We start from the raw sequence: 11,643 nt of genomic DNA, 5'->3' as shown, positions 1-11,643 counted from the left end.
AACAGCCGGCTTTGGTTTTCCTCACCAACAACTCTAGGTTGAACAAATGGCAATCTTTGCTAAGAGGCTCGCAACATCATTCCTCCCTATTATTCCAGTTTCAGGAAAGACTAAGCAATATGTCGAAAATTAAGGTCAAAAACCCGGTCGTCGAAATTGATGGCGACGAAATGACACGGATCATCTGGCAATGGATTCGCGAACGGTTGATTGAACCTTATCTGGACATTGATCTCCACTATTATGATTTGGCTGTCCAAGTCCGCGACGACACCAATGACAAGATCACCGTCGACGCTGCGAATGCGATCAAAAAATACGGCGTTGGCGTCAAATGCGCGACAATCACTCCTGACGAAGACCGGGTCGAAGAATTTGGCCTGAAGCGGATGTGGAAATCACCAAACGGCACCATTCGCAATATTCTTGGCGGTGTGGTGTTCCGCGAACCGATCGTGATTGACAATGTTCCGCGGCTCGTCCCCGGCTGGACCGATCCTATTGTTGTCGGCCGCCATGCCTTTGGTGACCAATATCGTTCAACCGACTTCAAGGTTCCCGGCCCTGGCAAACTGCGTCTCGTCTTTGACGGTGATGATGGCACGAAAATCGACGAAGAAGTGTTCCAATTCCCGTCCCCTGGTATTGCCATGGCGATGTACAATCTGGATGATTCGATCCGCGACTTTGCCCGTGCATCGATGAACTATGGCCTGAACCGTGGATGGCCGGTCTATCTTTCAACAAAGAACACAATCATGAAGGCCTATGACGGGCGCTTCAAAGATCTGTTTGAAGAAATTTTCCAAGCGGAATTCAAAGAGCAGTTCGACAAAGCCGGAATCGAGTATCAGCATCGTTTGATCGATGACATGGTGGCTTCTGCTCTGAAATGGAGCGGTAAATTCGTCTGGGCTTGCAAAAACTATGATGGCGATGTCCAGTCAGACACCGTCGCTCAGGGCTTTGGTTCCCTTGGCCTGATGACATCCGTTCTGATGACACCCACCGGCGATTGTGTCGAAGCAGAAGCGGCTCATGGTACGGTTACCCGCCACTATCGTCAGCATCAGCAAGGCAAAGCCACATCGACCAATCCGATCGCTTCCATCTTCGCTTGGACGCGCGGCTTGATCTATCGTGGCAAATTTGACGATACGCCTGATGTGACGCGCTTTGCTGAAACATTGGAGCGTGTCTGCATCGAAACCGTTGAAAAGGGCGATATGACAAAAGATCTCGCGATCCTTATCGGACCCGATCAGTCATGGATGACGACCGAACAGTTTTTCGAAGCCGTCCGCTCCAATCTCGAAAAAGAAATGGAAAACTGGCAGAAGTCATAATCGGTTGATCGGTATTTCGGGCGATTGGATATCCTCTCGCCCGAAGCCCAACCCAATGACTCGTCCGGGCAGCCGCCGCAACAAAGGCATCTGATCCAACAGCGTCAACGCGAACAATGGCTTTTCGATCGGCTTGGTGCGCCGCAATAGCGGTGCAATCACCCTATCCTGAGCAAATTTCTGAAATGCCTGCATCCGGCGCACCGGTTTAATGCGGCGAGCATAGACCTGTTCAAGCAACGGGTCGGGGCTTTCTCCATTCGTCATCCGAGCCGCCAAAACATTGGCCGCCGTCACCGCATCCTGAACAGCAATGTTGATACCGACCCCACCGATGGGTGACATAGCATGTGCCGCATCGCCAATGGCCAGCAAGCCAGAACGATGCCATCGATCTAATCGATCGAGCGCCACTTCAAGCATTTTAACCTGATCCCAGTCAGATATCTGGTCAAAGCTATGGGCGAGGTCCGGAACCAGAGACCGCAAACTGGCGCGGAATGCATCAAGCCCCGCAGCTCTGACTTCATCGGCCTGTCCTTTGTTAAAGACAAAGGCACATTGATAATAATCTCCGCGATCAATCATAACCATGAACCGCCCCGCTTGCACCGTTCCGAAGACGTCACCGCCGTAATTTTCCGGTTTATCGACACGAAACCAGAAAATATCCATTGGCGCGCCAATTTTCTGCAGTGGTAACTTCGCTTTGCCGCGCAGCACCGATCTTCTGCCATCAGCGGCAATCACAAGCTTGGCGCTCAGCTTCCTTCCATCTTTGGTTTCGACAGCGCGCACACGATCAGCCTCGTCATATTCCAGATCGACGGCTTCCGTTTTCATAAGCACCTCAAATCCAGGATATTGTTTCGCTTTTCTGGTAATGAAGTTTAACAAATCCCATTGTGGCATCATCGCAATATACGGTGCCGCAACGGGCAAATGCCGAAAATCCATGGCTTTCATCTGGCGTCCCGCGATGTGAATGAATGCCTGATCAACTCTATTGTGAGGCAGCTGAAGCAACTCATCCAGCATCCCCATCTGGTGAAAAAGCTCCAATGTCGAAGGATGGATCGTATCCCCTCTAAAATCGCGCAGAAAATCCGCATGTTTTTCCAACACGGTCACCTTCAGGCCAGCGCGTGCAAACAGCAGGCCAGCCATCAATCCTGCAGGGCCGCCGCCCACAATCAATATGTCGCGATCAATATTCGCCATTCGTGCACTCCACTATGTAACCTGCTGACAAATAATATGTTCAGGTATAGAGTAGCCAAATGCATAGTCCATTCGGAAATCCGGCGTTTATCGATGCCATTGTGATCTTGGGTGCCGCCGGAATCGTGATTCCGGCTTTTGCCCGTTTTCGGATCACGCCGATCATCGGATTCATTCTGGTCGGCATTCTGCTTGGCCCATCAGGTCTCGGGTCCCTGCAAAATCAATATGACTGGCTGCAATTTGTCACGATCAACGACCGTGAAGCCATCGCACCTTTCGCCGAATTCGGGATCATATTGCTCCTGTTTTCTATTGGGTTGGAACTGTCATTCAAACGTCTCTGGTCGTTGCGTCGTTTGGTCTTTGGTGTCGGTGCAGCCGAGCTATTAGCGTCGGGCCTGATCATCGGTTCGGTTCTTTATCTACTTGGTCAAAATCCGGCAGGTGCATTGGGCTTGGGGCTCGCCTTGGCGCTTTCCTCCACCGCGTTGGTTCTGCCGATGGCAGGCACAAAAAGCCCTGTCGGCCGGGCCGCCCTGGCAATGCTATTGTTCGAAGATGTTGCCATTGTGCCGATCATTTTTCTCCTCGGCGCCATCTCTCCAGCCATCACCGCTGATGGTGGATGGGATGATCTAGGATGGACGCTTCTGCTCGGCGGTGCGGTCATCATTGGCATGCTCGTTCTTGGACGACTGATCTTACCTCGAATTTTTGCACAGGCAGCGCGAACCAAGAGCCCGGAACTCTTCCTAGCGGTCAGCCTGCTGGTCATTATTCTCGCTAGCCTAGCAACCGCTGCGACAGGATTATCGCCCATTGTCGGCGCCCTGCTCGCTGGCCTGCTCATCGCAGAAACCGAATATCACGGCGAAGTCGAAGTGATCACACAACCGTTCAAGGGTTTGGCGCTGGGCGTATTTCTGATCACCGTTGGTATGCAGATTGATATCCGCGTTGTCCTTGAGAATTGGGCTAGTCTGATCACCGCCGTCGCCGGCGTGGTTGTTGTGAAAGCGGTTGTCACCAGCAGCCTGCTCCGCTTTGCCGGTGCTCGCGTCGGGACAGCCACCGAAGCCGGTGTGTTGATGGCCAGCCCCTCGGAAACCACTTTGATCGTGCTAGCGGCGGCCATGCAGGCCCAACTTATCCAACCACAAACAGCCGCATTTTGGCAGATCGTAACAGCGATCGGCCTAACGATCACCCCACTGCTTGCTCGATTTGGCCATGATATTGCTCGGCGAATGGAAATGCGGAGCAACAGCGGCCCCGCGCACGGTGAACAACCGGTTGAAGCCCAGCAGACAATCATTATCGGCTTCGGCCGGGTCGGTAAGTTAATCGCTGATCTTCTGACAACCCATGATCAAAAATTTCTCGCGGTAGAAACCGACATCGATACGGTCGCAAAGGCACGTCGTGATGGCTATCCAATCATTTTTGGCAACGTGTCACGGAACGAAATGCTCGATCGGTTGCGGCTGGGTCACGCCAAAGCTCTGGTCCTGACAATGGATGAACCGGTTCTTTCGGTGCAGATCGTAAAAAAAGTCCGTGCCTGGGTGCCTGACCTTCCAATTATTGCACGAGCACGGGACATCGACCATGCTACGGAACTATACCAGGCAGGGGCAACAAATGCGGTACCCGAGGCGCTTGAAGGGTCTTTGCAATTGTCAGAAGCCGTGCTCGTCGAAAATGGCGTCGCCATGGGGCCGGTCATCGCCTCTATTCATGAGCTACGCGACATCTACCGAGAGCGTATTCAGGAAGATGGTGATCTAGAGAAAAAGCCCAAGCTAAAATCAATGAGCACTTCATCCGGGCAAGCTACCGCCGATGACTTAGTACCAGATGGACTCAGCCGGCAAGAACTGCCTTAACTGCTGCAATCGCGTCATCTGCTTTGGCACCATCAGGACCACCGCCCTGCGCCATGTCGGGACGACCACCACCGCCCTTCCCGTCCACTGCGGCCACACCAGCCCGGACGAGATCAACCGCACTGAAGCGCTCCGTCAGGTCATCGGTCACACCCACCGCAACGGTTGCACGACCATCATTGACCGCAACCAAGGCACTGATGCCGCTCGACAGCTTCTTTTTCGCGTCATCGATCAGACCGCGCAATTCTTTCGGATTCAATCCCTGAATGACCTGACCGCTAAAGGCGATATCACCCACAGTTTCTGTTTCCGCTGCCTTCGCACCACCGCCATCGCCAGCCAAGGCGAGAGCTTTTTTCGCTTCGGTCAACTCCCGCTCCAACTTCTTCCGTTCATCGACCAAAATCGCGACACGATCTGCGGCCTCCTCTGGGGATGCCTTGAGCGCCGCAGCAATTGACTTAAGCTTGGCATCCCGATCGGTCAGCCATAGCCGTGCGGCTTCTCCCGTCAACGCCTCTACTCGTCTGACACCACTAGAAACCGCCGATTCCGACACAATGGCCATCAGACCAATATCTCCCAGCGCGTGAACATGCGTTCCGCCGCATAGCTCTACGGAATAGTCTAGATCGGCTTCCCGACCCATCGAGAGCACGCGAACCTCATCACCATATTTTTCGCCGAAGAGCGCCAATGCCCCTGCCTTTACGGCGTCATCGGGACTCATAAGGCGCGTCGTCACAGAACTGTTGCCACGGATTTGCGCATTCACATCTGCCTCAACGGCTTGCATCTCGGATTCAGTGAGAGCCGACGGATGCGAAAAGTCGAAACGCAGGCGATCGGGCGCAACCAGGCTCCCCTTCTGTGTCACGTGATCTCCCAGATGATCCCGCAATGCCTTGTGAAGCAAATGGGTCGCACTATGATTGGCGCGCAATCTAGTGCGCCGATCGGCGTCTACCGTCAGATGGACCATGTCCCCGACCGATATCGATCCTGATTGGATTTCGATTTGATGGGCATGAAGCCGGCCCAACGGCTTTCTGGTATCGGTCACTTCCGCGGCGAACCCTTCCGCGCCCGAGATCCGGCCAGCATCACCCATCTGTCCGCCACTTTCGCCATAAAATGGTGTTTGATTGGTCAACAGGGTAACAATATCGCCGCTTTTCGCGGCTTTAATCTCTGCACCATCCTTGACCAAGCCAACAACAACACCCTCGCCTTCCTCAGAAGTATAGCCAGTAAATTCAGTGCTACCGTCCCGTTCTGCAATATCAAACCAGACCGTATCAGAAGCCTGATCGCCGGAGCCCTTCCAGGCAGCACGGGCAGCGGCTTTTTGTTCAGCCATTGCTTTGTCAAAGCCTTCGCGATCCACACCCAACGATTGTGCGCGCAAAGCATCTTCGGTCAGATCATACGGGAACCCGTATGTGTCATATAGTTTGAAAGCCGTTGCGCCGGGAAGAATGTCACCATCATCCATGTCGGCGATTTCTGCGTCCAGCAACTTCAAGCCATTGGCCAATGTCTGACGGAAATTGGTTTCTTCGCGCAATAAGGTTTCTTCGATCAGCGGCTTTGCTCGGATCAATTCTGGGAAAGCATTGCCCATTTCACCGGTCAGCGAACCAACCATGCGGTGCATCAACGGATCTTGTGCGCCAAGCAAATGGGCGTGGCGCATGGCCCGCCGCATGATCCGACGCAGCACATAGCCGCGGCCTTCGTTGGATGGCAAAACACCATCTGCAACAAGGAAGGATGAGGCACGCAGATGATCTGCAATCACCCGGTGGCTGGCTTGATTGTCGCCAGTTGTATCGGTTCCGGTCAGCGATCCGGATTCCGCGATCAACGCCTTGAACAAATCAATGTCATAATTATCATGTACGCCCTGCATGACGGCAGCAACACGTTCCAGCCCCATGCCGGTATCGATCGACGGCTTGGGAAGATCAATACGATCCCCTTCGCCCCGCTGATCATATTGCATGAACACAAGGTTCCAGATTTCGACAAAACGATCACCGTCTTCGTCCGGACTACCCGGAGGACCGCCAGCGATATGCGCACCATGATCGTAAAATATCTCGCTGCAAGGACCACAGGGTCCGGTGTCACCCATCGACCAAAAATTATCATTGGTCGCGATTCGAATGATCCGTTCATCCGGCAGGCCCGCAATTTTTTTCCACAGATCGAAAGCTTCGTCATCATTATGATAGACGGTTACGGTCAACCGGTCTGACGAGATACCCCATGTCTTTGTGATCAGGTTCCACGCATTGTGGATAGCCTGTTCCTTGAAATAATCGCCAAAAGAGAAATTGCCCAGCATCTCAAAAAATGTGTGATGCCGCGCGGTATAGCCGACATTGTCGAGATCATTATGCTTCCCGCCCGCACGCACGCACTTCTGGCTAGAAGTTGCCGTGGAATAAGAACTTTTCTCCGCTCCGGTGAAGACATTCTTAAACGGGACCATCCCCGCGTTGATGAACATCAACGTTGGGTCATTATAGGGAATGAGCGGCGCAGACGGCACGATCTCGTGCCCCTGAGCGGCAAAATAGTCCAGAAAAGACCGTCTTATATCATTGGTGGTTTGCATTGAATCGACTTAGGCGAGCCTTATGCCGTTGACAATCCTGCATTGCACCAGCGACTGAAATCAATGCAATATTCAGGCATAGGCATAGGGCCCACCCTTCTTGAGCGCCGTCTGATATTGCGGGCGGGAATGAATCCGTTCCAGAAATGCCAACAAGTTGGGATAACGTTCATCCAACCCAGCGCGCGACTGGCAGGCCTCAAGCGGGAAACTCATCATGATATCCGCAGCGGTGAGTTCATCTCCCGCGAAATAATCGCGGTCAGCCAATTCGGTTTCCAGCCATACAAGCAGATCGGTGGTCATCTGGGAAACTGGTTTGCGCGCCGGTAAGCCAAGCAAGCCAAGACGACCGACCACCAACAAACCATAGAGCGGCGGCATCATCGAACCTTCGGCAAAATGGAGATATTGGTTGTAAAGCCGCGCAGCCTTTTTATCGGCAGGCGCGCCTAATTTTCCGCCAGCTTTCTCAACCAGATATTCGGCTATAACGGCCGTCTCAATAATCACGTCTCCATCATCCTCGATCATCGGAGATTTGCCGAGCGGGTGAATGGCTTTCAGACTGTCCGGTGCCTTCTGGGTTTTGGGATTCCGTTCATAGCGCTTGATCTCATAGTCTAGACCGAGTTCTTCGAGCAGCCAGATGATCCGTTGCGAACGACTGTTTTCGAGATGATGAACGATGATGGTCATATATAATTCCTATGAGAGCAAGACAGTGGTTGGCCCTCAAGAAGTCCCACAAAATCGGAATTTGTCAAATGTTTAGATCGTTCAAATAGAAAAAGGGCCATCCTTTCAGTCGGGGGACAGAAGGATGGCCCTATGCCAAGGACCACCCGGGGGAGAGGGATCCGGCAAAACTATCAAAAATCTATGATCTGCAGGCGGGAGATACGACCATCGCAACGGCGCTATCGCTCATTGTGATGGCCGAGCTACCTATTTCCCGTCATCGCCATCATCAGCTTTGCCAATCGGCCCTGTCATCATTTCCTCGGCCACTTCTTCTTGCTTGCCGCGAATTTGATTTTCCAGCTTCTCCATCATTTCCGGATGTTCAAGCAAGAACCGCTTCGAATTCTCTCGTCCCTGCCCGATACGAACCGAGTCATAGGAGAACCAAGCACCGGATTTTTCGACGACGCCTGCTTTCACACCAAGATCGATGATCTCGCCGACCTTGGAAATGCCCTGCCCGTACATGATATCAAATTCGACCTGCTTGAAGGGTGGAGCGACCTTATTCTTTACGACTTTAACGCGGGTCGAGTTACCGACGATATCGTCGCGCTCCTTGATCTGGCCTGTCCGTCGGATATCGAGCCGAACCGATGCATAGAATTTCAGCGCATTGCCGCCAGAGGTGGTTTCTGGGCTACCGTACATCACACCAATTTTCATGCGGATCTGGTTGATGAAAATCACCATGCATTTGGAACGGCTGATCGAACCGGTCAGCTTGCGCAGCGCCTGACTCATCAAACGGGCTTGAAGGCCAACATGGGTATCCCCCATTTCGCCTTCAATTTCAGCCCGTGGGACCAAAGCAGCAACCGAATCGACAACCAATATGTCAATTGCATTGGAACGCACCAACGTATCGGTAATCTCCAACGCTTGCTCACCCGTATCGGGTTGAGAAATAATCAAATCATCCGTGTTAACGCCCAATGCTTTGGCATAGACGGGGTCTAGCGCGTGCTCCGCATCAACAAAAGCAGCGGTGCCACCATTTTTTTGCGCTTCGGCGATGACGTGCAAAGCGAGCGTTGTTTTGCCTGAACTTTCCGGTCCATATACTTCGATCACACGTCCTTTTGGCAATCCCCCGATTCCAAGCGCAATATCCAATCCCAAGCTACCAGTAGAAATGGCTTCTACTTCGAGAGCTTTTCGTTGGCCGAGCTTCATAGCCGAGCCTTTACCAAAGGCACGATCAATCTGCGCCAATGCGGCGTCGAGCGCCTTTTGTCTGTCTGATGAATTCAATTGATTATCCGATTCTACGACTTTTAAATTGCCGGCCATTTGCCTGTCCCCTCTGCTAAATGTTTAACCACTATCAATCAATGATTGTGATTATGTACCTTATTTGTTCTCATAGAACAAGGGGGGAACATAATTTTTCTTAAATAGCCTTATCACGTTGTATTTTAGATATAATATTGCAAGCTTGGAATAGAATTAGGCATGTTCGGCCAAAGTCTCTCCGACCGATTCGGCAATTTGCGCCACTGAGAAAGGTTTAGGAAGGAAATTGACCTTGTCGAGATCAATGGATTTACGCAATTGCTCCTCCGCATATCCAGACATGAACAGGATCGGCATGTCGGGATAATTTTTGCGGACATGTTTCGCCATTGTCGGGCCATCCATATTGGGCATCACGACATCAGAGACAATCAGATCGAACTGCTGCTCCTTACCGTCCTGATCGGCCAGCAAGGCCAGAGCTTCTTCGCCTTCACTTGCAGTGGCAACGGTGTAGCCTTGCCGCGTTAACGCCCGCTCTGCGACAGCACGAACCATATCCTCATCCTCAACCAGCAAGATATGTCCACTTCCCCATAATTCCTTCTTGGCCGTTTCTTTGACAGGTGGAGAATTTAATGTGGCACGTGCGGTATCTTCGGGCGTTTGTTGATGAACCGGGAAATAGATCGAGAAGGTTGTGCCCTCCCCGGGTTTGGAATCGGCAAAGATATAGCCACCAGATTGCTTGATGATCCCATAGACCGTCGACAGGCCCAGCCCAGTGCCCTTGCCTACTTCTTTGGTCGTAAAAAACGGTTCAAAGATTTTACTGATAATATGCGGCGGTATGCCATTGCCAGTGTCGCTGAAAATCAGTGCCGTATAATCACCGACCGGCAGAATGTCGCTCTTCAACGCCCGGACATCTGATGCAACCAATGCCTGCGTCGAGATGGAAATCTTGCCACCTTTGGGCATCGCGTCCCGGGCATTGACGCCGAGGTTGATAATCACTTGTTCAAGCTGGCCGGGGTCGGCGCGGACGAGGCCCAGATTACGGCCATGGCGCACTTCGAGTTCGATCGTCTCATTCAGCAGCCGCTTGAGCAGATTTGATACATCCGCCACCACATCAGGTAGCTGTATCACCTGAGGACGTAAGGTCTGCTGTCGTGAGAAAGCAAGCAATTGCCTCGTCAGGCCCGCCGCGCGATTGCTGTTATTCTTGACCTGTTGAATATCATCATAGTCGCTGTCGCCTGGCGAATGGCGCAGCAGCATCAAGTCGCAATGGCCAATGATTGCGGTCAGTATATTGTTGAAATCATGAGCCACGCCGCCAGCCAGCTGACCAACAGCTTGCATTTTCGTCGCTTGCGCTACCTGGCTTTTCAATTTCGACTCTTCGCTATTGTCCCGCACAGACAGCAATACGGCCGCATCGCCCAGTCCGCGAACACCAGCAATGCCCAGCGCGATCGGATCTTCACCGCCATTGCGCAACCGAACCGCTAGATCGCCAGTCATCGGCGGGCCACTGGCATAGCGACGCACGGCGTCCGCAACGGCCGACTTATCATCACGGATCATGAGGTCCCCCGGATAAAGCGGCTGCTCACCCTCAGAAATAGCCGTGGTTTTGGCGAAAGCCTCGTTGATAAAAAGGAACCGCCCATCACGATCCGTCAACGCCAGCCCCAAGGGCAACAACGATAACATCGATTCCACCTGTTCCAGCGCTTTGCCGCGCTCGACCATTCCGCCTTCATCGTCGATCAGTAGAATCAAAGCTGGGCCATTCTCTTTGCCCCGCTCCAGAGGAACATGGAAAAGCCGGACCGGAGTGCCGTGTCGGCCCTCGCGTTCAAAAAAGATCGTACCTTTATTATCGGAACGCAGAAAATTGATAAAATTGCGACCTGAGATATTGGCATCCACCCGCCCAGTTGCGCGCAGAGCGAACGCGGCATTGGAAGCCCGGATACGTCCTTCGCCGCCGATGACGCTTACCAGAATCCCGGCTTCTGAAAATGCACGGCCACCGCCGCCACTGACCAGACGAATAATATCATCCAGGATATCGCCCTGAATCTTGGGTATCATCTGCCATAGAAGATATTCATCACCCTGCCCCGCCCGGACAACTTTTGCGCTATATTCAGCGACCCCGCGTTTCAGACCCTCAACATAGCCGCGGCCGTCCCGCCAGGCATTGCGGCCAGCCGTCGCAAGCAGCTCGTTACCGCCTGCCTGCAGTGGCAATTCAGGGGGAACAGCAGGCCCGTCAAACCATTTGGTGAACAGTTCATTTGCGCAAACTAGCCGTCCCGCACGGTCGGTAATAGCCAAACCAATTTCCGACTGATCCGCAACCATCCGGGTTACCGCCCAATCTTCCGGATCAGCTTGATCCTGATCGATCATTGCGTGCTGCGGGCGCAGGAAATAGGCGATGCCCGCCATGCTCAGCACCAGCGCCAGAAAAGCGACAATCACGGCGATATTCTGCACTTGCCAATAAAGAAGCCCTGCAGAAGCAAGCGCTAATAGGAGGAGCAACGCGCCCCTCATCCGAACA

At 52.8% G+C, this 11,643-nt stretch carries 7 protein-coding genes; 2 read left to right on the top strand and 5 right to left on the bottom strand.

The annotated features are described in order from the left end of the window. Positions 1 to 119 precede the first annotated feature (119 nt). Entirely contained in the window at positions 120 to 1,346 is a 1,227-nt protein-coding gene (locus ABJG22_RS07840) for an NADP-dependent isocitrate dehydrogenase (RefSeq protein WP_348019684.1), read from the top strand. Here the strand turns inward: ABJG22_RS07840 and ABJG22_RS07835 are convergent. After that, positions 1,341 to 2,567 carry an FAD-dependent oxidoreductase gene (locus tag ABJG22_RS07835; RefSeq protein WP_348019683.1) on the bottom strand — a complete coding sequence of 409 codons (1,227 nt, stop codon included), beginning with the start codon at positions 2,565 to 2,567 and terminating at the stop codon, positions 1,341 to 1,343. The two genes, ABJG22_RS07840 and ABJG22_RS07835, sit on opposite strands and share 6 nt — an antisense overlap. A 59-nt stretch (positions 2,568 to 2,626) precedes the next feature. On the opposite strand from ABJG22_RS07835, the gene ABJG22_RS07830 reads away from it, so the two are divergent. After that, complete coding sequence (locus tag ABJG22_RS07830) at positions 2,627 to 4,456, top strand: cation:proton antiporter (RefSeq protein ID WP_348019682.1); 1,830 nt, start codon at positions 2,627 to 2,629, stop codon at positions 4,454 to 4,456. Here ABJG22_RS07830 and alaS read toward each other — a convergent pair. The 4 genes from alaS to ABJG22_RS07810 all read right to left on the bottom strand — a co-directional run bounded on the left by alaS (position 4,434) and on the right by ABJG22_RS07810 (position 11,636). Then, the gene (gene alaS, locus ABJG22_RS07825; RefSeq protein WP_348019681.1) at positions 4,434 to 7,082 is read right to left on the bottom strand and encodes an alanine--tRNA ligase; all 2,649 of its coding nucleotides are present in this window, start codon (positions 7,080 to 7,082) and stop codon (positions 4,434 to 4,436) included. The genes ABJG22_RS07830 and alaS overlap by 23 nt on opposite strands. 72 nt (positions 7,083 to 7,154) lie before the next feature. Further along, a complete protein-coding gene (locus tag ABJG22_RS07820; protein WP_348019680.1) occupies positions 7,155 to 7,781 on the bottom strand; it encodes a glutathione S-transferase in 627 nt (208 codons plus the stop codon). A gap of 249 nt (positions 7,782 to 8,030) precedes the next feature. Continuing rightward, positions 8,031 to 9,119: a recombinase RecA gene (gene recA / locus ABJG22_RS07815; RefSeq protein ID WP_348019679.1), complete on the bottom strand. Its 1,089-nt coding sequence runs from the start codon at positions 9,117 to 9,119 to the stop codon at positions 8,031 to 8,033. A 156-nt stretch (positions 9,120 to 9,275) separates the two neighbouring features. Then, positions 9,276 to 11,636 carry a response regulator gene (locus tag ABJG22_RS07810; protein WP_348020327.1) on the bottom strand — a complete coding sequence of 787 codons (2,361 nt, stop codon included), beginning with the start codon at positions 11,634 to 11,636 and terminating at the stop codon, positions 9,276 to 9,278. Between the last annotated feature and the right edge of the window lie 7 nt (positions 11,637 to 11,643).

Source organism: Parasphingorhabdus sp., from assembly GCF_039939955.1.
Lineage (GTDB): Bacteria > Pseudomonadota > Alphaproteobacteria > Sphingomonadales > Sphingomonadaceae > Parasphingorhabdus.
The sequence above is the reverse complement of the archived record's forward strand: the minus strand, read 5'-3'. Positions and strand labels throughout refer to the sequence as shown.